Genomic DNA, 24957 nt, shown 5'->3' on the forward strand with positions numbered 1-24957 from the left:
CCCGCATGGCTGAGACGACGTTCGACAAGGTGACCATGTTCGGCGCTGACTGGTGCCGCGACTGCCGGCGCTCGAAGGCGCTGCTCGACGGGCTCGGGATCGACTACGACTACGTCGACGTCGAGGCGGACCTGTCGGCGGCCGATCGTGCCGAGGCGATCAGCGGACGGAAGAACATCCCCGTGGTCGTGCTCCCGAACGGGAAGCACTTCGTGGAGCCGTCCGACGCGGAGCTGCGTGGCGAGCTGGAGGCCTCCGGGATCGTCTGAGCCGGGCGTCCGTCGGGCTGATCGGCGTTCCTGGGAGCGCGCTGATCCACCGGGGTGTTGTGTCTGGTGCTGAATCCACCTCGGTACCCCACCGAGCGGGACGAACCCCACACAAGGAGGCACATCGTGCTCGGTCTCATCATCAGCCTGATCGTCATCGGACTCATCGCCGGCGCGGTCGCGCGTCTGGTCACCCCCGGCAAGCAGAACATCGGCATCCTCATGACGATCATCCTCGGCATCGTCGGGTCGTTCGTCGGGGGCTTCCTCGGCTACCTGATCTTCAACCACGACGCCTCGGGTGGCTTCTTCCAGCCGGCCGGCATCATCGGGTCGATCATCGGCGCCATCATCGTGCTCTTCATCTACACGCGGTTCGCCGGTCGGGGCGCCCGCACCCGCTAGGGGCACCAGCGAGCAACACACACGGGAGGCACGGTGCGCGTCGGACGCGCACCGTGCCTCCCGTCCGCGTCGGGCTGGTGACCGCCTGGCCCACGGGTCACCCCGCGGCCAGCCTGCCCATCTCGGACACCACGGTGCGCAGCCGCTCGGCGAGGTCCTCCTGCGACGTCACCGCGAACCTGTGCGCGACCTCGATCATCGCCGCCATCACGAGCGTGACCGCGGTCCGCGCGCGCCCGTCGTCCGCGCGCTCCGTCGCCGCCGCCACGATCTCGACCCGGGCGTCCGCCATCCACTGGAGCATCGTCGGGACCATCTCCGGCCGGGCCTCCACGAGGGCCTTCATGCGCCGGCGGTCCTCCGGCAGGGTCACGGTGCTGACGACGAGCTCGCACAGGTCCGCGACGAGGGGACCCCGAGCGGCGGTGAAGGCCGCACGGGCCTCGGCCGGGACGGTCGTGGCGGGCAGGCCCAGCGCCGCGTGACCCTTCGACGGGAAGTAGTTGAAGAACGTGCGGGACAAGACGCCCGCCGCCCCGCAGATCTCCTCGACGGTGACGCCGGCCAGCCCGTGCGCGGTGACGAGGTCGAGCGCGGCGCCGTGGATCGCGGCGCGCGTCTGCTGCTTCTTCCGCTCGCGGAGCCCGCACTCGGGTCCGGCGACGACGGGGCCGGGGCCGCCCGCGGGAGTGCGAGCGGCTCCGGTCGGCTCAGTCGCCCGAACGGCCGTGCTGGACACGGATCGACCCGGTGGTCGGAGCGGTCGGCGAGCCCATGGTGTCCGCGGCAGCGACCGCCTGGAGCTCGAGGTCGTCCGCGGTGCCCGCCGTGTCGGCCTGCTCCTGGAGCGCCGAGCTCTTCCGGAGCGGCGGCGCCTTGAAGAACCAGCTGAGGACGAAGGCGAGGAGGATCACCGCGAAGCCCACCCAGTAGACGGTCACGGCCGACGTGTTGAACCCGGTCATGAACGGCCGCGTGAGGGCTGCGTCCGCGCCGTTGAGGTACGAGGTGTCGCTCGTCTCGGAGCTGCTGCTCGAGCTGTTCGCGTCCGCCCGGTCCTCGATCGTGCTGGAGAGCTTCGGGGTGAGCTGGTCGACCCAGTACGAGCGCTGGGAGGCGTTCGACCAGTCGACGGAGACGGTGCCGTCCTGGACGGTGGCGTGCGCCTCGTCCGCGACGGCGGCGAGGGCCTGCTGCTCGGCGGCGGGGGTGGCCGCGGCGACCTGCTGGTCGACGACCTGCTGCGCTGCGGCGGCGGGCACCGCGCCCGCGGCGACCTGCTGCTGGACGGCCGCGGTCACCTGCTTCGTGACCGCGGCGTCGGCGGCGCCCTTCGCGTCGGCGGACGCCGTGTCCAGCTGCTGTTGCACGGACTTCTGGACCGGCTCGATGATCGGGTTCCAGATCTGGTCCATGACGCCCTGGTTCGCCTTCGCCGACGCGACGGTCGGGTTCAGGGCGGCGTCGAGCGCGGACGACAGGTTCGCCTTGTCCGCGGTGGCGTGCAGGATGTTCGTCGGCATGATCGAGAACAGCACGGAGAGCAGCACCGCGGTGCCGAGTGTGCCGCCGATCTGGCGGAAGAACGTGGCCGACGACGTCGCCACACCCATGTCCCGGGGCTGCACCGAGTTCTGCGACGCCAGGGTGATGCTCTGCATGAGCTGACCGAGGCCGAGCCCGATGAGGAACATGCCGATCATGAGGAACCAGAGCGGCTTGTCGATCGTCATGAACGTCAGGACGACGTACCCGAGGGAGACCAGCGCGGTGCCGATCACCGGGAAGATCCGGTACTTGCCGGTGCGGGCGACGATCTGCCCCGAGGCGATCGACGCGATCATCAGACCGCCGATCATCGGGAGCGTGGCGAAGCCGGACTCGGTGGGGGTCAGCCCGGTGACGATCTGCAGGTAGAGCGGAATGGTCAGCATGGCGCCGAACATCGCGAAGCCGACGAGGAAGCCCAGGCCGGTGGCCATCGAGAAGACGCCGGAGCGGAACAGCTTCAGCGGGATGATCGCGTCGTCCTTCATGAGCGACTCGATCGCCAGGAACGCGACGAGTCCGACGCCGCCGAGCACGTAGCAGGCGATGGCGCCGACCGAGCCCCAGCCCCAGGTGCGGCCCTGCTCGGCAACGAGGAGCAGCGGCACGAGGGTGACGATCACCGACGTGGCGCCCCACCAGTCGATGCGCGGCTTCGCCGTGGCGTCGCCGAACTTCGGCAGGTGCAGGAACGCGATCACCATGATCAGCGCGCCGACGCCGATCGGCACGTTCACGAGGAAGACCCAGCGCCAGCCGGTGATCCACAGGATCTGGTCCGCGCCCGAGAACAGGCCGCCGATGAGCGGGCCGATCACGGACGAGATGCCGAACACGGCGAGGAAGTACCCCTGGTACTTCGCACGCTCGCGGGGGGCGAGGATGTCGCCCATGATCGCGAGCGGGAGGGACATGAGCGCCCCGGCACCGATGCCCTGGAACGCACGGAAGGCGGCGAGCATGATCATCGACGTCGACAGGGTGGACAGCAGTGACCCGAGGATGAACACCGCGATGCCGAAGATGTAGAGCGGCCGCCGACCGAACACGTCGGAGAGCTTGCCGTAGATCGGCGTCGAGATGGTCGACGCGATGAGGTACGCGGTGGTCACCCAGGCCTGCTGGTCGAGCCCGTGCAGGTCGTCACCGATGGTGCGGATCGCCGTGCCGACGATCGTCTGGTCGAGCGACGACAGGAACATGCCCGCCATCAGGCCGTAGATGACGAGGAGGATCTGCCGGTGCGACATGATCGGCTTCGCCGGCGCAGACGCCGACGCGACCTGCCGCCCGCGCTGCACCTCGACCGGTGCGGTGGCAGTGGACATGCGGTTCCCAACTCTCAAACTTGCAGACCACGCAACTTTACACCCTCAGCACCTTTGCTACCAATGCATGTTTGCCATCATGCACCGTCTGTGTACGGCTTCTCAGCTAGCGTGACGGCATGGGGCGGATGACCTGGCACGAGATCCCGAGCAGCCTGCGCGCGCGGATCGAGGACGCACTCGGCGCTCCGGTCGTGCAGACCGAGAGCCAGGCGTCCGGGTGGTCTCCCGGCAGCGCCGACCGTGTCGTCACCACCGACCGGCGTCGCGCGTTCGTGAAGGCCCTCGCTCGGTCGCGGAACGGCGACGGCATCGACCTGCACCGTCGAGAGGCGCGCGTGGTGGGCGCGATCCCGCCGGGTGTGCGGTCCCCCGGGCTCGTCGCCGTGTTCGACGAGGTGCACGACGGCGACGAATGGGTGGCGCTCGTCCTCGACGACGTCGACGGCCACCACCCCGGAGCCGACCGGGACGGGCGCGACACCACGACGGTGCTCGACGCGCTCGCCACCCTGCCACGTGCGACGGGCGTACTCGCGTCCCTCCCCCGGATGACGGACGAACTCGGCGACGAGTTCGGCGCGTGGGACCGGATGCTCACCACCGGCCTGCCGAGCGTCGTCCCGTCCGCCGTCGCAGCCGCCGCGGAGCGGCTCGCGGACGCCGCCCGCGGGGCCGTCGCCCTCGTCGACGGTGACCACCTCGTGCACGCCGACTGCCGCGCGGACAACCTGCTGGTCGACCGCGAGCGGCGGGTGTGGATCGTCGACTGGCCGTGGGCGGGCGTCGGTGCGCACTGGCTGGACCCGCTCACCTACCTCCTCGACGTCCTCGTCCGGGGCGAGGACGACGACGTCGACCACCACCTGCTCACCCACCCGGTGTTCGAGGGCGTCGACGCCGCGGCGGTCGACGCCGTGCTCGCCGCGCTGGCGGGGCTCTTCCTCGAGAAGGCGGCGCGTCCGGCTCCACCGAACATGCCGACGATCCGTGGGTTCCAGCGCCGGGAGGGCGTCGCCGCCGCCGAGTGGGTCCTGCGACGCTGGGCGCAGCACGACGGTGCGGGCGCCGAGGGGGACGACGCACCCAGGGTCGGCGCACCCCGGGGCGTACCGTCCACGCCATGACCGACGAGCACCAGGCCACCCGTCCCGAAGACGACGCCGCACGCCTCGGGCTCGTCGTCGTCGGTGAGGCAGCAGCGCTGCACGCCGGCGACGACGCTTCCCTCGACGCGAGCGAGCAAAACATCCGCGAGACCGTCGACAGCATGGTCGACGAACCGCTGACGGACCGGCAGGAGGAGGTCGTGGAACGCCTCGCCTCCGCCGGGGGCACGCTCACGGCCGGTCTCGGCGGGGCCCTCGCGGCCCGGTCGGACCGGAGCGTGGACGACGTGCTCGCGGGGGCGGCCCGGAGCGTGGTCCAACAGCAGCGCCTGTCGCAGGAGCGCGAAGACGCCGACCACCGGGAGCGCCACCGCGAGGACGCCGACCACCAGCAGCGCGAGGACGCCGGTCACCAGCAGCGCGACCGCTCGGACGACGAGGGGCGCGGCGAGGCCTGAACCCCACCGCGCCCGTCGGCGCGCGGCTCACTCGGCGGCCGCGGTCTCCTGTTCGCGTGCCACGGCCCGAGCTGCGGCCTGACCCGTCGTGGGGCTCTTCACGATGTCGCTCAGCGTGAAGCCAGCGGTCGTGCCGAGCAGCGCGTCGACCTCGCTGAACTGGCTCACCACGCTCTTCGACAGCGACCCGGCACCGTCGGAGGAGACCACGGTCAGCTTGTCGATGTTGCTCATCGGAGCGGCGAGCTCGCGGGCGATGCTCGGCAGCGTCTCGATGGCCTTGACCCGGAGGACGGCCTCGGAGTGCTGCGCCAGCGCGTCGGCCTGGGCCTTCGTCGCGTCGGCCTCCGCCTGACCCTTGGCGCGGATCGCGTCGGCCGCTGCTTCGCCCTCGGCTCGGGAGGCGTCGGCGGCGAGCTTGCGGGCGTCCGCTTCGGCCTTCGCTTCCGCCGCGACGGCCTCGGCGGAGATGCGTCGGGCCTCCGCCTGCGCACGTGCGGTCTCGACCTGGGCACCGGCGGCAGCTTCGGCCTCGAGGCGGGTCTTGCGCGCAGCAGCCTCGGCCACGGCGGTGACCTCCGACTCGAGTTCGGCGCGGCGGAGCTCCGCACGCTTCTGCGCGGTCAGCTGCTCCTGCTCCACGACGCCCTGCGCGGCACGGGCGTGGGCGAGCGGACCGGCGGCGGCGGCCTCGGCCGCGGCGCGGTCGGAGTCGAGCTGGAGCGCTGCCCGTCGGATCGCGAGCGCGTTCTCGGCCTCGGCGATCGCCTGGTCGGCGCGGGCGCGGGCTTCACGGGCCTCACGGTCGGCCTGCGCCTCCGCGTTCTCGGCCTCGAGCCGCACCCGCGCGCGCTCGGCGCGGCCGAGGTCGCTGATGTACTCGTTGCGGTCCGAGATGCCCTTGATCTCGAACGAGTCGACGTCGAGCCCCTGGCTGTGCAGCGAGTCCTTCGCGACGTCGAGCACGGCGACCGTCAGCTGGTCGCGGTTGCGGATGATGGTCGACACGTCGGTGGCACCGATCGAGGCGCGGAGCGAACCCGACAAGACCTCCCGTGCGAAGTCGTCGATCTTCTTCTCCTGGCCGAGGAATCGCTGCGCCGCGGCCCGGATGGACGCGTCGGCTTCGCCGACCTTGACGAGCGCCACCGCTTCGACGTCGATGGTGACGCCGCGGGAGTCCTGCGCGTTCACGTTGATGTCGATGGCCCGCGAGCTGAGGGACAGCTTCGCGACGCGCTCGAAGAACGGTCGGACGAGCACGCCGGCGCCGAGGACGACCTTGATGCCGGACTCGACGGTCTCGGTGCCGTCGGCGTTCTTCACCTTGCGCGACCGTTTGCCGGTGATGATGAGCGCTTCGTCGGCGCCGGCGTTGCGGTAGACGAGCTTGGCGTAGACGAGCGCGACGACCGCGACGACGACGACGCCCACGATGACCAGCGGGACCGCTCCGAGTGCGAACAGGACTTCCATGGCTCCCCCTCGCGGATCCGCTCGGCGGGTGCCGGACCGAGGTTCCGCATGTGTTGTTCTGTCCGCTCAGCCTACTGGTCGGCACCGACGGACGGGAGGCACGGTGCCAGCTGGCACCGCGCCTCCCGTCCGTCACGTGGGCGCGTCTAGCGCGCGTCGACCGTGGCGCGCCACCAGTCGTCGAAGGGGGTCGCCGGTACCGCGCGCTTGTGCGCGGTCGCGCGGTACCGGGACTCGATCGCCTCCGCGACCTCGTCCGGCACGTCGTGCCCCTGCAGGTAGGCGTCGATCTCGGCGTAGGTCAGCCCGAGGTTGGCCTCGTCGGTCTGGCCGGGGAGGTCGTCGAGGAGGTCCGCGGTCGGGGCCTTCTCGTAGAGGCGCGCCGGCGCGCCGAGGTGCTCGAGGACCTGCCGGCCCTGGCTCTTCGTGAGCCCGGTGAGCGGGGTGAGGTCGACGCCGCCGTCGCCGTACTTCGTGAAGAAGCCGGTCACGGCCTCGGCGGCGTGGTCGGTCCCGACGACGAGGAGCCCGCGCTGCCCGGCGACCGCGTACTGCGCGACCATCCGCATCCGGGCCTTGACGTTGCCCTTCACGAAGTCGCTCAGCTCGACGCCGGACGCCAGGGTGTCCTGCACGACGCCGTCGACGCCGTGCTCGATGTTCACCGTGATGCCGGGCTCGGCGCCGATGAACTGCAGTGCGAGCTGCGCGTCCTCCTCGTCGGCCTGCACCCGGTACGGCATCCGCACGGTGGTGAACGTCGCGTCGTGCTCGTCGGCACGCAGGGACTCGACGGCGAGCTGGGTGAGCTTGCCGGCGAGGGTGGAGTCCTGTCCGCCGCTGATCGCGAGGAGGTAGCCCTTCGCGCCGGTGGTCAGCAGGTAGTCGCGCAGGAACCCGACCCGGCGGTCGATCTCCTGCTGCGGGTCGATGGTCGGCTGGACGTCGAGGTCCGCCGCGATTTCTGCTTGGAGTTCACGCACGCTGCCAGTATCCCCCCGGACCGCCCTCAGCGGACAGGGGTCGTCCGGCCGGGGTGGATGGTGTTCTCGTGGTCGGCGCCGATCGCGCACGTGCAGACGACCGACAGTGTCTCGGACGGCTCGCGTGTCAGTCGGAAGCGTTCGACGTGGGGCGGCCCGACGTGGCGGTCGAGCGGGTGGGTGTCGTGGTCGTGCACGGTGCTCCTCACGGGTGCGGTTCGATGGTGCGACGAGGTGGCCGACGACGAGGCCGGGGTCGTGTCGTGGTGCCGGCCGGACCGCCGTGCCGGGGCGTCGGCCGGACCGGCGTGCCGGCGTGCGGGGGCGCAGGGCGGACCGGAGTTCCGGGGCGGTGCGCCGGTGCGGCGGTGACGTGGTCACCGCCGCACCGTCGCGGGCGTGGTGACGATGCACGCCCCGCCACACCGGCGTGGGAGGCGGCGACCCGAACACGCCGCCTCCCGGGAGGGCGTGGGTGCCGGTCCCCCGACCGGCACCCACGCGGGTCGGACGTCGGTCAGGCCGTGTGGCGCAGCCGGCGTGCGAGGAGCGTGCCGCCGCCCGCGGCGAGCAGCAGGCCGGCGATCACCATGATCGGCAGGAGCTCCGCGCCGGTGTAGGCGAGCGATCCACCGGGACCGGTACCCGCACCGCCGCCGGTGCCGGGGCCGCCGGCGCCGCCGTCACCGGGGCCGCCCGGGGTGCCCGGGTCCGTCGGGTCCGTCGGGTCCGTCGGGTCCGTCGGGTCCGTCGGGTCGACCGGGGCTGCGGCGACCACGAAGGTCACCGAGTCCGGGTCGCTGGTGAGCCCGCCGATGGTCTCCACCGCGACGGCCTCGTGGTCACCGACGGCGACGTCCGGGAACGTCACGGTCCACGTGCCGTCCTCGTCCGTGACCGTCGACTGCGTGCCCGCGTCGTCGCCGTCGAGCGTGACGTCGACGTCCGAGCCGGGCTCCGCGGTGCCCGTCACCGGGACGTCCGTGGTGCCGTCGGCGGTCGGGACGGTGGTGGAGCTGCCGTCCTCGGGGTCCGTGATGGCGATCCCGGCGAACGGGTCGGCCTGGACGGTCGCGGTCGCGATGTCCACCGTCGCCGCGTCCAGGGCGGGGAGGAGCGCGATGCGCACCGCGCGCACCGTGGTGGCGCCGGTCGCGTCGCCGTCCGGGTCGCTGAACGCCGGGGCGGTCTGCGAGTTGATCGTGATCGCCACGAGCTGGTTCAGCGCGTCGAGCAGCGGGTCCAGTGCGGTGACGACGTCCTCGAGCGCGGTGAGGAGCGCGGCGACCGTGTCGGACACGAAGTCCTCGGGGACCGCACCGCCGACCACCGTGGTGATCGCCGGGAGCACCCCGTCCGTCACGACCGCGTCCAGGGCGGCCGTGAGACCGAGCGTGTCCAGGGCCTCGAGCGCGCCGGTCCCGGTGATCGCGACCTCGGGGTCGGTCGTCGACGTCCCGAGCAGCGCGCCGACCGTGGTGTCCACGGTGATGTCGAGCCCGGCAGTCGCGAGGACGACCGTCGCGTCGGTGCTGATGTCCACGGATACCGTCGCCGCGTCGAGGGCGTCGGTCAGCGCGGTCGTCAGCAGGGCGGGCACCTGGTTCGTCAGGATGTCCGCGATCGACGCCTCGATCTGCGCGTTGATCGTCTCGCTGGCGAGGAGGCGCGTGTTCGGCGCGAGGTCGTTCAGCGTGTAGAGGTCGGCGAGGTCGATCGTGACCGTCCCGGTCGAGAGGTCGATCGTGACCGCGCCGGAGGTGAGCGGGGCCGCGGTGACCGAGGACACCGCCTGTGCGAGGTCGACGTCCGCCGTGACGGTGGCCGTCGTGTCGCCGACCGTGATCCCGGGGACGATGCCCAGCGCGTCGGCGAGGTCGTCGGCGACCGCGCCCGTGAGGCCGGCCGTCACGCCGTCGGCGCTCAGCGCGGCTTCGAGTGTGGTGCTCGAGGCGTCCAGGGCCGTGTCGAGCTGACCGACGAGCGCGGCGACCGCGGGGCTCACCACGGACACGTCGGCGCTTGCCACCTGGTAGTCGGTCGTGACGTCGGCGCCGTCGAAGGTGCGGGTCGCCTCGGCCCGGGCGGACAGTGCGCCGAGGTCGACCGAGGCGTCGCTGACGACACCGTCGAGGTCGAGCCCGTCGATCAGCGGCGTGAGGTCCACGCTCGCACCGGTGCCCGGCGCGCCGACCTGGATCGCCCCGTCGCCGGTGATCGCTCCGGCGGATGCGACGGCGTCGGTCGTGGAGGTCGCGGAGTACTGCCCGGCGACCCCCACGTCCACGAGGCCGTTGGACCCGAGCAGCTGGATGCCGTTCGGCGCGTTCACACCGATGCCGTTCAGGACGGTGAGGTCGAGCGGGTTCGACCCGCCGTCGGCCGGGCCGCCGGGAGCGGTCGCCGCGTAGGACCCGGCGAGCGCCGCGATCGTGTCGAGGTCGACGGTGCCGCTGCCCGCGAGCAGTCGGCCCTCGGCCTGGGTGGCGTCGGTGGCGGCGGCGTTCGCGGGGAGCGCCGCACCGCCGATGATGACCGCGGCCACGGTGGCCGTGGCGCCCGCGCGCAGCGCGAAGCGTGTTGCTGTGGATGGCATTGTGCCTCTTCCTCCGGCGGATCCCTCCGCCGCTGATCCATCCCCGGTCGGTTGGTCCGGGGATCCGACGAGACCGCTGGTTGGGCGGTCCCGGAGTCACGTGTGCGCGTCGAGCTGCGCGCGGACGGGCTACCGGAAGGCGTCACCCCCGTGGACGGGGAGCGGGATGCCGGCGCTCACGCTGGAGCGCGCGCTGTGCGCGGTCGCGGAGTCGTTCCGGTCCATCCCTGATCCCCCTCGGGTGAGCACGGCGACGCCGTCGTGCTGAGGACTGAGCGCGGGTGGTTGGTCCGCGTTCCTGAACAACCTACAAGGCATCACCGTGCACCTGGCGATACCCCCGTTCGGGGGGCGCGGGTGAACGGTGCGGCATAGGCGGCAGCATCGCCCCGGCGCGCGTCGTCGAGACGGCGACCCGGCCACCGGACGGGAGGCGCGGGACGGCGCCGCCACGGGCCTCCCGTCGGACGGTGCACCCGTGGGCGCGGGGCGCTGCGTGATCGGCTGCGCGGTCTGCGGTGCGCCCGGCGCTCAGCGCAGCGGCGGCTGGGTCGCGACCGAGACGCCGACCGCGGACGCGACGGTCCGGACGACCTGGTGGAGCTCCTCGCCGCGCAGGTGCTTCGGGAACCCGAACACGACCCGGTAGGCGGGGACGTCGAAGGACACCGGCGCGTTCGGGTCGCCCGCGAGCACCCGGATCGCGTCCACGCGGCCGAACGCGTACCGACCGACGGCCTTCGCGTCCCCGCTCGCCACCGAGACGAGCGCGGGACGCGGGATGCCGAGCAGGAGCGTCGGCGTGGACCCACCGGAGTAGAGCCCGATGCCGTTGCCGTCCGCGACGAGCGTGGCGTACCCGCGCCGGGGCACCGCCGTCTGCGGCAGCCCGAGCGCGCCGGCCGCCCAGGCGATCTGCTTGCCGAGGTCCCTGCTCAGGAGCACCGGGACGAGGTGCGCTCCCGGGTGCCGGGCGGCCAGGGCCTGCTCACGACGCCGGGTGTGTGCGTGGTAGCCGAGGTTGACCAACTCGACGATCACGAAGGCGAGTGCTGCGAACCCGAGCAGGCTCAGCACGATGCCCTCGGTGCTCATCCCCTCCTCGTGCTCCCGGTACGCCAGGAAGCCGAAGCGCAACACCAGGTAGCCCACCAGGACGACCACACCGATCGCGCCCCCACGGCGCCGTCCGTTGTTCCCCATCGGGCCAGACTAGGGCGATCGCGAACCCGGTCCCGGGTTGCTGCACGGTCCCTCAGTCACGGCGGACCCGGAGCCCGTCGAGGAGCACACGCACCATCGGGTTCGGCGCGCCGTCGGCCGCGGGCACTCGGTGGCTGAGGTCGCCGATCGCCTGCAGGAGCTCGACCGCGTCGACGTCGCTGCGGACCTCCCCCGTGGCGATCGCCGCGTCGAGGAGCTCCCGCACCACGTGCCCGAGCCGGTCGACGAAGTACCCGGGCAGGGCGTCGAACGCCGGGTCGCCGGAGTGCAGCGCCGCCGAGAGCCCCTGCTTCGTCGCCACGAACCGCGTGAACCGGGTGACCCAGCGGTCGAGGGCCTCCCCCGGCGGGTACTCGGCGCGCAGCCGGTCGGCCTCGGCGGCCGTGTCGTCGATCTCCGAGGTGAAGACCGCGGCGACGAGGTCCGCGCGCTGCGGGAAGTGCCGGTAGAGCGTGCCGACGCCGACACCGGCCTCCGCCGCCACCTCGCGCACGGGAGCGTCGACGCCGGAGCGGGCGAACACCGTGCGGGCAGCGTGCAGGATCGCGTCGACGTTCTGGCGGGCGTCGGCCCGGAGGCGACGCGGTTCGGCGGTCGGCACAGCACACCCCTTGCGTAAGTGGAACAATGTTCCGTATGGTTGCGGTCGTCAGCGGAACATCGTTCCGGATACGAGACTACAGGAGACCGCCATGCAGTACCGCACACTCGGGCGCACCGGCATCACGGTGACGCCCTACGCACTCGGCGCCATGATGCTGGGCCGGTTCGGCAACCCCGACCGGAGCGAGGGCGTCCGGATCATCCACCGGGCACTCGACGCCGGCATCAACGTCATCGACACCGCGGACCGCTACGGCGACTCCGAGGAGGTCGTCGGCGAAGCACTCGCCGGACGACGCGACCAGGTCGTGCTCGCCACGAAGTTCCACGGGCCGGTGGACGACGACGTGAACCACCGCGGAGCCTCGCGCCGGTGGATCGTCCAGGCCGTCGAGCGGTCACTCCGGAACCTCCGCACCGACCACATCGACCTCTACCAGCTGCACCGCCCCGACCCGGCGACGGACATCGACGAGACCCTCTCGGCGCTCACCGACCTCGTCCGGCAGGGCAAGGTCCGCGCGATCGGCAGCTCGTCGATGCGCGGATCCGAGATCGTCGAAGCACAGTGGACGTCCGACCGGCGGGGGTTCGAGCGGTTCCGCACGGAGCAGCCGAACTACTCGATCCTCGATCGCGAGATCGAGCGCGAGGTCCTCCCCGTCGCCCAGCGGTACGGCATGGGGACGCTCGTCTACAGCCCCCTCGCGGGCGGCTCGCTCACCGGCCGGTACCGTGCCGGGCAGGCGAACGACGAGTTCCGCGCGGGCACCGGCATGCGGCACTTCCGCGATGAACGACGACTGGCCGCGATCGAGCAGCTGATCGCCTTGGCCGACGAGACCGGCATCCGGCTGACGCACCTGGCGATGGCGTTCACGATCGCGCACCCGGGGGTGACGTCGGCGATCGCCGGGCCCCGCACGATGGAGCAGCTCGAGGACACCCTGGCCGGGATGGACGTGGTGCTCTCCGACGAGGTGCTCGACAGGATCGACGCGATCGTCCCGCCGGGCGAGAGCATCGGCGCGATGGACATGGTGTACCGCGGGCCCGAGGTCGGTTCCCCTGCGATGCGCCGTCGGCCCGAGGCCGAGCGAGCCGCCGCCTGACACTGACCCTGGTGCTGGTGGTGCCCCTGGAGGGACTCGAACCCCCAACCGTTTCCTTAGGACGGAACTGCTCTTCCATTGAGCTACAGAGGCTGGCGCGACCACTCTAGCGGCAGTCGCCACACGGCGGACGGGAGGCGCGGTGCCAGCCCGCACCGCGCCTCCCGTCCGTCTGCTGCGACAGCAGCGTCCGCCGCTACGCGGCCATCAGGAACTCGTCCCAGTCGGCCTGCGGCCGCTCGATGCCGCGCACCACCCACGATGCCCCGTGCGGTGCCTTCGGTCGGAAGCGCAAGTGCCACCCCATCTCCTGCGGGGTGCGGTCGCCCTTGGTGTTGTTGCACGCCAGGCAGCAGGCGACGAGGTTCTCCCACGAGTCCTGCCCGCCGCGGGACTTCGGCTGGACGTGGTCGATCGTGGTGGCGTGCCGGTCGCAGTAGGCGCAGCGGTTGGCGTCACGGCGAAGGACACCGCGACGCGAGACGGGCACGAGTCTGGAGTGCGGGATGCGCACGTACCGCGTGAGGACGATGACGGACGGACGGTCGTAGGTCGACGTCGACCCCGTCACCGGGTGGTCGAGGTCGGCGGCGACGATGGCGGCCTTCTGGTTCATGACCAGCACGAGGGCCCGTCGGAACGAGATCACCGCGAGGGGCTCGTAACCGGCGTTGAGGACGAGAGTGCGCATGGGTTCCCTTCCGACGTGCCTGGACGGCTTCCAGGCGGTGCGGGTGCGCCAGACCAGGGCGTCGCGCAGGTGACCGTCGCTCGCGCGCACGGCCCCGGAACCACGAAGAGCACCACCCGGATGGGCAGTGCTCTCGTCATGACGGGGCGTGCTCGTGCACGCAGGCGGTGGTCGACCATATGTCGACGTGCGCGCGCCGACCCATGGTGCGGGTCGTGCGGAACGCTGACATGAGGTCTCCCTGCTCGCAGCCGAAGGGCCGGTGCAGCGTCAGGATACGTCGGAAACCGGCCCGGCACGAGGGTGTGCGGGCCGGTTCCGGCGATGTTCACGGGTTCGACGCACGGGCGTCGCCCGGGGTGGGGTCCAGCGGAGCGTGCGCCGGCGTCAGATCCCGAAGCGGACGATGTGGTAGTCGCTGGTCCAGATCGGACGGATCGAGACGGACCCGCCGGGCTTCGGCGCGTCCATGATCATGCCGTTGCCCATGTAGAAGCCGTCGTGCGCCTCGTTGTTGAAGATGACGACGTCGCCGGGCTGCGCCTCGGACTCGGGGATCGTGGTGCCGGCCTGGTCCTGGAGCGGGACCGAGTGGGCGAGGTTGATGCCGTACTGCGCGTACACGAACATGACGTAGCCCGAGCAGTCGAAGCCCGACGGGTCGGCGCCGCCGAAGACGTAGGGGGTGCCGATGTACTGCTTCGCGGTGGCGACCACGGCGGGCAGGGAGAACGGCGTGTCCGCGGCGGTCGAGCTCGCGACGTAGTCGGCAGCACTCGGGCCGGAGTAGGAGGCGTACTGCGAGGCGGTCGCGGCGCGGGCCTTCTCCGTCGCGGCGGCCTGCTTCGCGGCAGCGGCTGCTTCGGCGGCGGCCGACGCGGCAGCCTCGGCCTCGGCCTTCTGGTCCGCCTCGGCGTCGAGCGTCGACTGGGCGGTGGCGCCGAATCCGTCGCGGCTGGTACCGGCGAGGGCGACGGCGTCGGACACCGAGAAGTTCTGCTCGCCGGTCGTGCGCGCCTGCCGCTGGGCGGCGGCCGCGGCGTCGGCGGGCTGCTGGGTGGAGGCGAACGCGGCGGGGACGGCCATGGTGCCGAACATCCCGGCGGCGACGGTCAGGACGACCGGGGCGAGGAAGCGGCGCTTGCGGGCGCTCGAGCTGGCCTTCGCGCGGTCGGCACGAGCAGCCTCTTGGGCGGCACGACGGCCGCCGGGGAGCGGGGCGGTCTTGACCGACTGCGGGGCAGCAGCACGGCGCGTCGGCTGCGGGGCGGCAGCGGCGCGGGTCGACCGTCGGGTGGCGAGGGCGTCAGCGGTGTTCGTCGGGTTCGCGGTCTGGTCGTCCGCGGCGGAACCGTTCAGCGTCAAGGGTGGTGTCTCCGGCGCCTCGTCACCACCGTCCGGCAGTGGCCGGACCGTGGAACCCCATCCGTTCGTCATCGTTTCCGATCGAGGCAGGAGACGGGCTCGAGACGTCCTGCCACGGGTTCCCGGGTTCGGTGTCAGCCCGGGGACTCGACGAGTGTACGTGGCCGTCGTTACCTTGTCGAGACGAAACCGCCCCTTTGTAACGAATCGGTAAACACGAGTTCCGATCAGCCGTCGCTGCGCTCGATGTACACGTGCTGCGCGACCTCGCTCGGCAGCTCGATGCCGGAGTCCTCGCCGTCGACGCGGACGGCCACGTAGGCGCCGGCGCGCTGCACGCTCGCGACCCGACCGGGCATCACCCCGGCGGTGCGCAGCTGGTGCAGGAGTTCGGGCTCGAACTGGACGGGCTCACCCAGGCGTCGGATCGTGCCCGTGGCGACCGCGTCGGTGCCCTCCGTCGCGGCGACGATGTTCTGCACGCCGTCGAGGAAGCCGCCGGCGTCGGGGCCGCCGATCTCGGCGAGACCGGGGATCGGGTTGCCGTACGGCGACTCGGTCGGGTTGCCGAGCATCTCGAGCAGCCGGACCTCCACCTGTTCGCTCATGACGTGCTCCCAACGGCAGGCCTCGTCGTGGACGAACGCCCAGTCGAGCCCGATGACGTCGGAGAGCAGCCGCTCGGCGAGCCGGTGCTTCCGCATGACGTGCGTCGCGCGGGACCGTCCCTCGGTCGTGAGCTCGAGGTGGCGGTCACCCGAGACGACCACGAGGCCGTCGCGCTCCATGCGGGCGATGGTCTGCGAGACCGTGGGACCCGAGTGGCCGAGGCGCTCCGAGATACGGGCGCGCAGCGGGATGATCGCTTCTTCCTCGAGGTCGAGGATGGTGCGCAGGTACATCTCCGTGGTGTCGACGAGATCGGTCACGGTCCGCCTCTCATGTCCGGGTCCAGCCACCCTACTTGTTCACGGTGACACGGAGGGACCAACGCTTGCACGGGTCAAGGAATGCCCTGGGATACCGCGCCGGTAGGATCGCTCCATGGCAGACATCGTCATCCCAGCCGACCTCCTCCCGACCGACGGACGCTTCGGCTGCGGCCCGTCCAAGATCCGTGGCGCACAGCTCGAGTCCCTCGTGACGCGGGGAGCGACGATCCTCGGGACCTCCCACCGGCAGAAGCCCGTCAAGGACCTCGTCGGCAGCGTCCGGCAGGGCATCGCCGACCTCTTCCAGGTGCCCGACGGCTACGAGGTCGTCCTCGGCAACGGCGGGTCGACCGCGTTCTGGGACGCCGCCGCGTTCGGGCTGATCGAGCGTCGCGCCGAGAACCTGTCGTTCGGCGAGTTCGGGTCGAAGTTCGCCAAGGCCGCTGCCGCTCCGTGGCTCGAGGCACCGCACGTCGTCGAGGCGCCGGGCGGGTCGCTCGCCGCGCTCGAGCCGGTCGAGGGCGTCGACGTCTACGCCTACCCGCACAACGAGACCTCGACCGGCGTCATGGCACCCGTGGTCCGCGCGGACGGCGACCCCGGCGCGCTGACGGTGGTCGACGCGACGAGCGCCGCCGGCGGTGCCGCGTTCGACGTCGAGGCCACGGACGTGTACTACTTCGCCCCGCAGAAGAACTTCGCCTCGGACGGCGGGCTCTGGCTCGCGCTGTTCTCCCCCGCCGCGATCGAGCGGGTGGAGCGCATCGCCGCGAGCGACCGGTACATCCCGGAGTTCCTGTCGCTGCAGAACGCCGTCGACAACTCCCGGTTGAACCAGACGCTGAACACCCCGGCGCTCGCGACCCTGCTGCTCCTGGACGACCAGGTCCGCTGGATCAACGAGTCGGGCGGCATCGCCTGGGCCGACGCCCGGACGAAGCAGTCCTCGGGGACGGTCTACGACTGGGCGGCCTCGGTCGACTTCGCGACGCCGTTCGTGAGCGAGCCGTCGCACCGGTCGCAGGTGGTCGCGACGATCGACCTCGACGACGCGGTCGACGCGAAGGCCGTGGCCGTGACGCTCCGCGCCAACGGCATCGTCGACACCGAGCCGTACCGGAAGCTCGGGCGCAACCAGCTGCGCATCGCGACCTTCACAGCGATCGAGCCGGGCGACGTCGCGCAGCTCACCAAGGCGATCGAGTACGTGGTGGGCGAGCTGCCGCGCTGACGCACGAACGGACGGGAGGCGCGGTGCCAGCTGGCACCGCGCCTCCAGTCCGTTGCCGGTCCGGTCAGGACCGGTGGTGGTCCGGGTCGACCTCGCTCGCGTCGAGCCGGTCGACCTCGAGGTCCTCGTGCGGGTCGACGGGGTGGACCCGCTGCGCCCGACGCCGCCGCGCGCGCGGCGGTACGACCGGCTCCGGCTCCGGCTCCGGCTCGTCCTCGTCGGCCGTGTCGTCGAGCTCGTCGACGTCCACGCCGTCGAGGTCGTCGTCGTCCGACTCGCTGAGGTCGTCCTCGTCGGCGTCGAAGTCGTCGTCATCGTCGTCCGACTCGTCGTCGTCCGCTTCGTCGTCGTCCGGGTCGTCGTAGTCGGCGTCCTCGTCGAGGTCGTCGTCGTCCGACTCGTCGTCGTCCGCGTCGTCGTCGTCCTCGGGCCCGTCGGACTCCTGCGCCGCGCGGTACTCCGCCAGGCGCTCGGACCACGGCACCCACTCCGGCGCGACGAGCGAGCCGTCGCCGGGCATGAGCTCGACCTCGAGCACCGTCGGGTCGTCCTCGCCGATCTTCGCCACCGAGACGGTCCAGCGCCAGCCGGGGTAGCCCGGCATGCGGTTGGCGAAGCGGAGCGAGACCGTGTCGTCGCCCTCGTCCACGGCGTCGACGAACGCGCCGACGGTCGAGTCGGGCGTGACCTCGAGCAGGGCGGTGCGCGCCAGGCGCTCGTACTCGTGCGTGGGCATCAGGCGTCCAACTGGTCGGCGACGTGACGGAGGATCGCGGCGAGGCGCTCGCCGTTCTTCGGGTAGCGACCGTGCCGGAGGTCACCGCTGATGCGGTCGAGCTCCTTCACGAGGTCCTCGACGATCACGGCCATGTCGTCGGCCGAGCGGCGGGACATCTTCGCGAGCGACGGCTGCGGGTCGAGGAGCCGCACGGACAGCGCCTGCGAGCCCTTCTTGCCCTGGACCACGCCGTACTCGAGCCGCGAGCCGGCCTTCACCGTGGTGACGCCGTCCGGCAGCGAGGACGCGTGCAGGAAGACCTGGTCACCGTCGTCGCCGGTGATGAACCCGAACCCCTTCTGGTCGTCGTAGAACTTGACCTTGCCGGTGGGCATGCGTGGACTCCTCGTGGTCGTGGAACGGCCGTGGTGCGTCGGATATCCTGGGTCGATGGCCAAGCCGACCCGATCCACCGGGATCCCCCGCGCCGCAGCGGACCCCTCGGTGACGTTCAACCGTACCGAACGCGTGCTCGGGTTCATGGTCGGGGGCATCTTCATCGCAGCCTTCCTGTGCCTCGCCGCCGTGATCGTGATGTGGCTCACGGTTCCCAGCGCGGGAGCGTCGATGCCGTGGCCCGTCGTCATGGCGATCCCGCTGGTCGGTCTGCCGATCGGCATGCTGCTCCTGTTCGTGCTCCTCGGCGTCGTCTGGACGCGTCGGGCCCGCGAGAACCGGACGTCTCGCTGAGATCCCGGACCCGGCACGGAGCGGACGGACGATGACGACCACCGCCGACCTCGCCGCCCGGCTCCGGGCGATGCCCGACGACGCCCTCGAACGGCTCGTCGTCGCCCGTCGCCTGCCCGCGGCGGCCCTCGCCGAGTCCGGTCCGCAACACGTCGCCGACTTCTTCGACCTGGCGGAGGCGCTCCGCACCGACGACGCGGTCGACGCGGCCATCGAGCACCTGCCCCGTGCGGCCCTCCTCGCGCTGCGCGACGGCGGTGCCCCGGCGGCGCTCGCCCCCGCGGTCGAACTCGGTCTCGCGGACGCGGACGGCGGCGTGGACGACGCGGTGACGGACCGCCTCGCGGCCCACCCGGACGTCGTGGACGCGGCCGACCGGCCTGGAGGCACGCCACCCGCCCGCCCCGCGGCACCCGTCGACGACGACGCGGCACGCGCGACCGGGGCGGAGCACGCCTTCTCGACGATGACCGTGCTCGCCGAGCTCCTCCACGCCGTCGACGCGGGCGAGGTCCGCGAGCTCGTCAAGGGCGGGATCGGCACCCCGCTCGCGAAGACGCTGGGCGAACGCCTCGGCACCGCACCCGAGGTGGTGCCGGACCGACTGGCGCTCCTCCGGCGCACGGGTCTGGCGTCGCTCGACCAGGGCACGTGGAGCGTGTCCGGACCGGGCCGCGCCTGGCTCGTCGCACCGTGGCCGGACCGGTGGACCACGATGGTCGCCGCCTGGCGCGCCTCGCTCGACCCCGCCGTGGGCGAGGTCCTCGAGCTGGCCGGGCCCGACTGGCACGACCTCGTCGCGACCGGCCGCTGGGCGTACCCGGCCGGGGCGCGGTGGCTCGACGCCGAGCTCCTCACCGTCGCCGGCACGGGCGCAGTGCTCGGACTCGCGGTCGACGGCACGCTCACCACGACCGGCGCCGCGCTGCTGACCGACGCTCCGGACGCCGGCGCTCGGGCTGCCGCCGACCTGCCCGAGACCGTCCCCGGGGTGTACCTGCAGCACGACCTCACCGTGATCGCGCCGGGTCCGCTCGCCCCGGCCGACGACGCCGAGCTGCGCGCCGTCGCGACGCTCGAGGCGCCCGGGCTCGCCGCGCGGTACCGGATCTCGGAGGAGTCGCTCGCCCGGGCGTTCCGGGCCGGCCTCGACCGCGACGCCGTGCTGGGGAGCCTCGAGCGGCTCTCCGTGTCCGGCGTGCCGCAGCCGCTCGCCTACCTCGTCGACCAGGTGGCCGAACGGGACGGCAGCATCGTGGTCGACCTCGGCGTGGGCGGCGTCGGTTCCGTCGTCCGCGGCACCGCCGACCAGCTCGACCTGATCGGCGTGGACGCCGAGCTCCGGCAGATGTCGTGGGACCGGCCCGACCTCACCACGCTGACCACCCGCTACCCGGCGCAGGTGGTGCACACGGCGCTCCGCGACGCCCGGTACCCGGCCGTGCTGACGACCGCAGCCCAGGCGACCGTGGCGGCCGCGCCTCCCGTCCGCCGCGCAGCTGGACGCGACCCGCGTGACGCCGCACGGGCGCTCGTGGAGCGGCTCCGCCTCACCACCGAGCGCGCGGAGGGCGAGCCCGAGCAGGAGTGGCTCGGTCGCCAGATCGACCTCGCGGTCCGCGGCCGAACCCCGATCCGGCTCACGGTGCGCATGCCGGACGGGACGGAAAGACCGTTCTCGATCGTGCCGACGTCGGTGGCCGCCGGTCGGGTCCGCGGCAAGGACACGACGGTCGACGTCGAACGGACCCTGCCGCTCTCCCTCGTCGTGGCTGTGGAGAGCGACGCCTGATCCACACCCCGGCCGGCGCGCAGGCGGAGCGCCTAGGCTGATCCGTCATGAACGGACCGCTGATCGTGCAGAGCGACCGCACGGTGCTCCTCGAGGTCGCGCACCCCGACGCGGAGGACGCGCGCCACGAACTCGCCGTCTTCGCGGAGCTCGAACGCGCGCCCGAACACGTGCACACGTACCGGATCACCCGGCTCGGCCTGTGGAACGCCCGCGCGGCCGGACACGACGCCGAGGCGATGATCGACACGCTCGAGCGGTTCGCGAAGTTCCCGGTCCCGCAGAGCGTCACGGTCGACATCCGCGACACCGTCTCGCGGTACGGGCGACTCGTCATCCGCCGCGAGGAACGACCGGACGCCCCGGCGATCGCGAACTCCCCGGGCGAGGAGCTCGAGCGCCAGCCGATGTTGCTCCTCACGGCGACCGACCCGACGATCCTCGCCGAGGTCACCCGGTCCAAGCGCATCAAGCCGCTCCTCGGCGACCAGCGCTCCCCGAACGAGATCGAGCTGCAACCGTGGGCCCGCGGACAGGTGAAGCAGGAGCTCGTGAAGCTCGGCTGGCCCGCGGAGGACCTCGCCGGCTACACCCCCGGGCAGCCGCACGCGATCGACCTCGAGACCGCCGACTGGCACCTGCGGCCGTACCAGGAGCAGGCGGTCGACACGTTCTTCGCGCAGGGCTCCGGCGTCGTCGTGCTCCCCTGTGGTGCCGGCAAGACGCTGGTCGGCGCCGGGGCGATGGCGACCGTCAAGGCCACCACGCTCATCCTCGTCACGAACACCGTGTCGGCGCGGCAGTGGCGCTCGGAGCTGCTCCGCCGCACCACCCTCACCGAGGACGAGATCGGCGAGTACTCCGGCTCGGTGAAGGAGATCCGCCCGGTCACGATCGCGACCTACCAGATCCTCACCGCGCGCCGGAAGGGCGAGTACACCCACCTGTCGCTGCTCGACGCCCTCGACTGGGGCCTCATCGTGTACGACGAGGTCCACCTGCTGCCCGCGCCGGTGTTCAAGCTGACCGCGGACCTGCAGGCCCGCCGCCGCCTCGGGCTGACCGCCACCCTCGTCCGCGAGGACGGGCGGGAGGGCGACGTCTTCTCGCTCATCGGCCCGAAGCGGTACGACGCCCCGTGGAAGGAGATCGAGGCGCAGGGCTACATCTCCCCCGCCTCGTGCTTCGAGGTGCGCATCGACCTCCCGCACGGCGATCGGCTTGAGTACGCGGCGTCCGGCGACGACGAGCGGTACCGGCTCGCCGCGACGACCCCGGCGAAGACCCCGGTCGTCCGTGAGCTCATCGAGAAGCACCGCGGCGAGCAGATCCTCGTGATCGGCCAGTACATCGACCAGCTCGACTCGCTCGCCGAGTCCCTGGACGCGGCCGAGATCACCGGAGCGACCCCGGTCGACGAGCGCGAGCGGCTCTTCCAGGCGTTCCGCACCGGGGCGATCGACGTGCTCGTCGTGTCGAAGGTGGCGAACTTCTCGGTCGACCTGCCCGATGCGACGGTGGCGATCCAGGTGTCGGGGCCGTTCGGCTCCCGGCAGGAAGAGGCACAGCGCCTCGGGCGACTCCTCCGGCCGAACAAGGACGGCCTGCCTGCGTCGTTCTACACGCTCGTCACGCGGGACACCGTCGACCAGGACTTCGCGCAGAACCGACAGCGGTTCCTCGCCGAGCAGGGCTACTCGTACACGATCCTCGACGCCGACCAGGTCGCTGCGGCCGCGTAGCGGCCACGTCGCGACGGCGATCGATCGACGGCCCGGAGGCGCGGTGCGAGCCCGCACCGCGCCTCCAGGCCGCCCCGTGCTCACGTACGCACCGCTCACAGCAAAGCCACAAGGAACGGTCAGAAGATGGGCTCATGAGCGATGGCCCCAAGATCCTGATCGTCGATGACGAGCCGAACATCCGCGACCTGCTGACGACCTCCCTGCGCTTCGCCGGTTTCGCCGTGCGTGCCGTGGGCAACGGTGCGCAGGCCATCTCCGCCGTGCTCGAGGAAGAGCCGGACCTCATCATCCTCGACGTCATGCTCCCGGACATGAACGGCTTCGGCGTCACCAAGCGCCTCCGCTCGTCAGGCTACACCTCGCCGATCCTGTTCCTCACCGCGAAGGACGACACCGAGGACAAGATCACCGGCCTCACGGTCGGCGGCGACGACTACGTCACCAAGCCGTTCTCGCTCGACGAGATCGTCGCCCGGATCAAGGCCATCCTCCGTCGCACCATGAACGACGAAGAGGACGCGATCATCCGCGCCGGCGAGCTCACCATGGACCAGGACACGCACGAGGTCACGATCGGCGACGCGCAGATCGAGCTCTCGCCGACCGAGTTCAAGCTGCTCCGCTACCTCATGCTCAACCCGAACCGGGTGCTCTCCAAGGCGCAGATCCTCGACCACGTGTGGGAGTACGACTTCAACGGCGACGCGGGCATCGTCGAGTCCTACATCTCGTACCTCCGCCGCAAGCTCGACCAGTACTCGGCCGAGCCGGTCATCCAGACCAAGCGCGGGTTCGGCTACATGCTCAAGGCAGCCAAGGCCTCGTAGGCGCAGTTCTTCACGGCGGCCGTCCGGTTTCACCGGGCGGTCGCTGTCTATCGTTGGGGCAGCATGCACACGCGAATGAGCCGCTGGTGGGACGGGATCTCCCTCCGCACCAAGATCACCGGGATCACGGTGCTCCTGGTCGCGCTCGGGCTGCTCGTCGCGGGGCTCGGCACGATGACCGTGCTCTCGACCTACCTCATGCTCCAGCTCGACAACAGCGTCAAGCAGACGACGGAGCAGCTCGAGGGTCAGAACATCAGCGACGGCGAGCAGTACTGCAAGGTCTCGGTCGTGCTGTCGCAGAGCGTGTACGTGGCCGCGTTCGACGACTCCGGCAACCAGATCTGCCAGACGAAGGCGTCGAGCCGGCCGGCGATCACCGGGTCGGAGCTCGCCCGGGCCGCGCAGAGCTCGGACCGCATCACCCTCTACGACGCCCAACACGACCACGAGTGGCGCGCGCAGGTCATCCCGGCGTCGCTGCAGAACCGCTCGGACGGCGTCACGAACACCGGCTACGTGCTCGTGGCGGTGTCGAGCGCCACGGCAGACCAGACGATCCTCCGCTTCACGGTCATCTTCCTGTTCTTCGGCATCGCGGTGATCCTGCTCGGCGCGATGCTCACGCGCCTGCTCGTCACCGCGACGTTCGACCCCTTGCGCGACGTCGAGGACACCGCTGCGCGCTTCGCGGCCGGCGACTTCAACCAGCGCCTCGAGGCGGACACCCCGAACACCGAGGTCGGGCGTCTCAACCGCTCCCTGAACGCCATGCTCGAGCGCATCGACACCGCGTTCGAGGACCGCGAGCGCACGATCGACCAGATGCGTCGGTTCGTCGGGGACGCCTCGCACGAGCTCCGGACGCCCCTGGTGTCCCTCCGCGGGTACGCCGAGCTGTACCGCATGGGCGCCCTCCGCAAGGAAGAGGACGTGGCGCAGGCGATGGAGCGCATCGAGAAGGAGGCCCAGCGCATGGGGCTCCTCGTGCAGGACCTCCTGCAGCTCGCGCGCATCGACGAGTCGAAGCCGCTGGAGCTCGGTCCGGTCGACCTCGTGTCGATCGCCCGCGACTCGGCACTCGACACCATGGCGTCGAACCCCGACCGCGAGATCCAGGTGCTCGTCGAGGACAGCGTGACCGGCGAGAGCGTGCCGCAGGTGGTCCGGCCGGCACCCACGTCCCCGGGCTCGCCGTTCGGGGAGACCGGGGAGGTCCCGGAGGCCTCGGGGCCGAGCTCCGCGAACACGACCGGTCCGATCGCGTTCTCCCGCCAGACGATCGCGCGACTCCGGGCTCGACGCAGCCGGGCCATGAGCTTCGACGCGGCACCGAGCGACGAGACGACACCGCTGCCCACGGTCGTGCTGCCGAAGCGCCCGCCGATCGTCCTCGCCGAGGAGAACAAGATCCGGCAGGTCGTCACCAACCTCATGGGCAACGCGATGCGCTTCACGCCGTCGGACGACCCCATCGAGCTCGGCATCGGGGTCGACGAGGAGCGCGGGATGGCGAACATCGACGTCATCGACCACGGGGAGGGCATCCCCCCGCAGCTCCGCGACAAGATCTTCCAGCGGTTCTGGCGGGCGGACACCTCGCGGGCGCGGGACACCGGCGGCTCTGGGCTGGGGCTCGCGATCGTGTCGGGCATCGTGCAGGCGCACCACGGGTCGGTCGAGGTGTTCGACACCGAGGGCGGCGGCGCCACCTTCCGGGTGTGGCTCCCCCTGCTCCCCCGCGACTGGAAGCCCCCGGCGCCCGAGGACGCCGCCCCCGCCGCCTGACGCGCTG

The 24957-nt window shown here is 71.8% G+C and carries 24 protein-coding genes and 1 tRNA gene; 11 read left to right on the forward strand and 14 right to left on the reverse strand.

Annotation, left to right across the window (positions count from 1 at the left end; genetic code table 11):
• Nucleotides 1–5: 5 nt before the first annotated feature.
• A complete protein-coding gene (locus IEY20_RS09280) occupies nucleotides 6–269 on the forward strand; it encodes a glutaredoxin family protein (RefSeq protein WP_022903488.1) in 264 nt (87 codons plus the stop codon).
• Nucleotides 270–395: 126 nt separating this feature from the next.
• The gene (locus IEY20_RS09285) at nucleotides 396–674 is read left to right on the forward strand and encodes a GlsB/YeaQ/YmgE family stress response membrane protein (protein ID WP_175327347.1); all 279 of its coding nucleotides are present in this window, start codon (nucleotides 396–398) and stop codon (nucleotides 672–674) included.
• Between the two features lie 97 nt (nucleotides 675–771).
• Here the strand turns inward: IEY20_RS09285 and IEY20_RS09290 are convergent, their stop codons facing one another.
• Nucleotides 772–1413 carry a TetR/AcrR family transcriptional regulator gene (locus tag IEY20_RS09290; RefSeq protein ID WP_188889092.1) on the reverse strand — a complete coding sequence of 214 codons (642 nt, stop codon included), beginning with the start codon at nucleotides 1411–1413 and terminating at the stop codon, nucleotides 772–774.
• Nucleotides 1385–3550, reverse strand: a complete 2166-nt coding sequence (locus IEY20_RS09295; protein ID WP_188889094.1) for an MDR family MFS transporter — start codon at nucleotides 3548–3550, stop codon at nucleotides 1385–1387. The genes IEY20_RS09290 and IEY20_RS09295 overlap by 29 nt, the downstream gene beginning before the upstream one ends.
• A gap of 119 nt (nucleotides 3551–3669) precedes the next feature.
• Between IEY20_RS09295 and IEY20_RS09300 the strand changes: the two genes are divergently transcribed.
• The gene (locus tag IEY20_RS09300) at nucleotides 3670–4677 is read left to right on the forward strand and encodes a phosphotransferase (protein WP_175327283.1); all 1008 of its coding nucleotides are present in this window, start codon (nucleotides 3670–3672) and stop codon (nucleotides 4675–4677) included.
• On the forward strand, nucleotides 4674–5117 hold the full coding sequence (locus tag IEY20_RS09305; protein WP_022903484.1) for a hypothetical protein: 444 nt from the start codon (nucleotides 4674–4676) through the stop codon (nucleotides 5115–5117). The genes IEY20_RS09300 and IEY20_RS09305 overlap by 4 nt, the downstream gene beginning before the upstream one ends.
• Before the next feature lie 27 nt (nucleotides 5118–5144).
• Here IEY20_RS09305 and IEY20_RS09310 read toward each other — a convergent pair whose 3' ends face one another.
• The 6 genes from IEY20_RS09310 to IEY20_RS09335 all read right to left on the reverse strand — a co-directional run bounded on the left by IEY20_RS09310 (nucleotide 5145) and on the right by IEY20_RS09335 (nucleotide 11997).
• Nucleotides 5145–6593, reverse strand: a complete 1449-nt coding sequence (locus IEY20_RS09310; RefSeq protein WP_175327284.1) for an SPFH domain-containing protein — start codon at nucleotides 6591–6593, stop codon at nucleotides 5145–5147.
• A gap of 146 nt (nucleotides 6594–6739) precedes the next feature.
• Nucleotides 6740–7576, reverse strand: a complete 837-nt coding sequence (nadE, locus tag IEY20_RS09315; protein ID WP_175327285.1) for an NAD(+) synthase — start codon at nucleotides 7574–7576, stop codon at nucleotides 6740–6742.
• A gap of 26 nt (nucleotides 7577–7602) precedes the next feature.
• Entirely contained in the window at nucleotides 7603–7773 is a 171-nt protein-coding gene (locus IEY20_RS09320) for a hypothetical protein (protein ID WP_175327286.1), read from the reverse strand.
• A gap of 320 nt (nucleotides 7774–8093) precedes the next feature.
• Nucleotides 8094–10172, reverse strand: a complete 2079-nt coding sequence (locus tag IEY20_RS09325; protein ID WP_188889096.1) for a choice-of-anchor G family protein — start codon at nucleotides 10170–10172, stop codon at nucleotides 8094–8096.
• A gap of 531 nt (nucleotides 10173–10703) precedes the next feature.
• Nucleotides 10704–11375, reverse strand: a complete 672-nt coding sequence (locus IEY20_RS09330; RefSeq protein ID WP_175327288.1) for a hypothetical protein — start codon at nucleotides 11373–11375, stop codon at nucleotides 10704–10706.
• Nucleotides 11376–11427: 52 nt separating this feature from the next.
• Complete coding sequence (locus tag IEY20_RS09335) at nucleotides 11428–11997, reverse strand: TetR/AcrR family transcriptional regulator (RefSeq protein WP_204620578.1); 570 nt, start codon at nucleotides 11995–11997, stop codon at nucleotides 11428–11430.
• A gap of 91 nt (nucleotides 11998–12088) precedes the next feature.
• Between IEY20_RS09335 and IEY20_RS09340 the strand changes: the two genes are divergently transcribed.
• A complete protein-coding gene (locus IEY20_RS09340) occupies nucleotides 12089–13111 on the forward strand; it encodes an aldo/keto reductase (protein WP_022903475.1) in 1023 nt (340 codons plus the stop codon).
• Between the two features lie 18 nt (nucleotides 13112–13129).
• On the opposite strand, the gene IEY20_RS09345 is transcribed toward IEY20_RS09340, so the two are convergent.
• The 4 genes from IEY20_RS09345 to IEY20_RS09360 all read right to left on the reverse strand — a co-directional run bounded on the left by IEY20_RS09345 (nucleotide 13130) and on the right by IEY20_RS09360 (nucleotide 16096).
• Nucleotides 13130–13204: transfer RNA gene (locus IEY20_RS09345), tRNA-Arg, on the reverse strand.
• 103 nt (nucleotides 13205–13307) lie between these two features.
• Nucleotides 13308–13802 (reverse strand): HNH endonuclease, encoded by a 495-nt coding sequence (locus IEY20_RS09350; RefSeq protein WP_022903474.1) that lies wholly within the window; start codon nucleotides 13800–13802, stop codon nucleotides 13308–13310.
• Between the two features lie 387 nt (nucleotides 13803–14189).
• Entirely contained in the window at nucleotides 14190–15167 is a 978-nt protein-coding gene (locus tag IEY20_RS17375) for a C40 family peptidase (RefSeq protein ID WP_175327290.1), read from the reverse strand.
• Nucleotides 15168–15394: 227 nt separating this feature from the next.
• Nucleotides 15395–16096, reverse strand: a complete 702-nt coding sequence (locus tag IEY20_RS09360; protein ID WP_175327291.1) for an iron-dependent transcriptional repressor DtxR — start codon at nucleotides 16094–16096, stop codon at nucleotides 15395–15397.
• Nucleotides 16097–16211: 115 nt separating this feature from the next.
• On the opposite strand from IEY20_RS09360, the gene serC reads away from it, so the two are divergent.
• The gene (gene serC / locus IEY20_RS09365) at nucleotides 16212–17330 is read left to right on the forward strand and encodes a phosphoserine transaminase (protein WP_175327292.1); all 1119 of its coding nucleotides are present in this window, start codon (nucleotides 16212–16214) and stop codon (nucleotides 17328–17330) included.
• A gap of 64 nt (nucleotides 17331–17394) precedes the next feature.
• On the opposite strand, the gene IEY20_RS09370 is transcribed toward serC, so the two are convergent.
• Nucleotides 17395–18066, reverse strand: coding sequence for a DUF3027 domain-containing protein (locus tag IEY20_RS09370; RefSeq protein ID WP_175327293.1), 672 nt, complete (start codon nucleotides 18064–18066; stop codon nucleotides 17395–17397).
• Nucleotides 18066–18443 (reverse strand): cold-shock protein, encoded by a 378-nt coding sequence (locus IEY20_RS09375; RefSeq protein WP_022903469.1) that lies wholly within the window; start codon nucleotides 18441–18443, stop codon nucleotides 18066–18068. The genes IEY20_RS09370 and IEY20_RS09375 overlap by 1 nt, the downstream gene beginning before the upstream one ends.
• Before the next feature lie 55 nt (nucleotides 18444–18498).
• Here IEY20_RS09375 and IEY20_RS09380 point away from each other — a divergent pair, with 55 nt between their 5' ends.
• From IEY20_RS09380 to IEY20_RS09400, 5 genes are all read left to right on the forward strand, one after another.
• Nucleotides 18499–18798 (forward strand): hypothetical protein, encoded by a 300-nt coding sequence (locus tag IEY20_RS09380; RefSeq protein WP_175327294.1) that lies wholly within the window; start codon nucleotides 18499–18501, stop codon nucleotides 18796–18798.
• A 31-nt stretch (nucleotides 18799–18829) separates the two neighbouring features.
• Nucleotides 18830–20590 carry a helicase-associated domain-containing protein gene (locus IEY20_RS09385; protein ID WP_175327295.1) on the forward strand — a complete coding sequence of 587 codons (1761 nt, stop codon included), beginning with the start codon at nucleotides 18830–18832 and terminating at the stop codon, nucleotides 20588–20590.
• Nucleotides 20591–20637: 47 nt separating this feature from the next.
• Entirely contained in the window at nucleotides 20638–22332 is a 1695-nt protein-coding gene (locus tag IEY20_RS09390) for a DNA repair helicase XPB (RefSeq protein ID WP_188889098.1), read from the forward strand.
• A 134-nt stretch (nucleotides 22333–22466) separates the two neighbouring features.
• The gene (locus IEY20_RS09395) at nucleotides 22467–23162 is read left to right on the forward strand and encodes a response regulator transcription factor (protein WP_022903465.1); all 696 of its coding nucleotides are present in this window, start codon (nucleotides 22467–22469) and stop codon (nucleotides 23160–23162) included.
• Nucleotides 23163–23225: 63 nt separating this feature from the next.
• Entirely contained in the window at nucleotides 23226–24950 is a 1725-nt protein-coding gene (locus IEY20_RS09400; RefSeq protein WP_175327296.1) for a sensor histidine kinase, read from the forward strand.
• The last annotated feature ends 7 nt before the right edge of the window (nucleotides 24951–24957 follow it).

This window comes from Curtobacterium luteum (genome assembly GCF_014646995.1).
Lineage (GTDB): Bacteria > Actinomycetota > Actinomycetes > Actinomycetales > Microbacteriaceae > Curtobacterium > Curtobacterium luteum.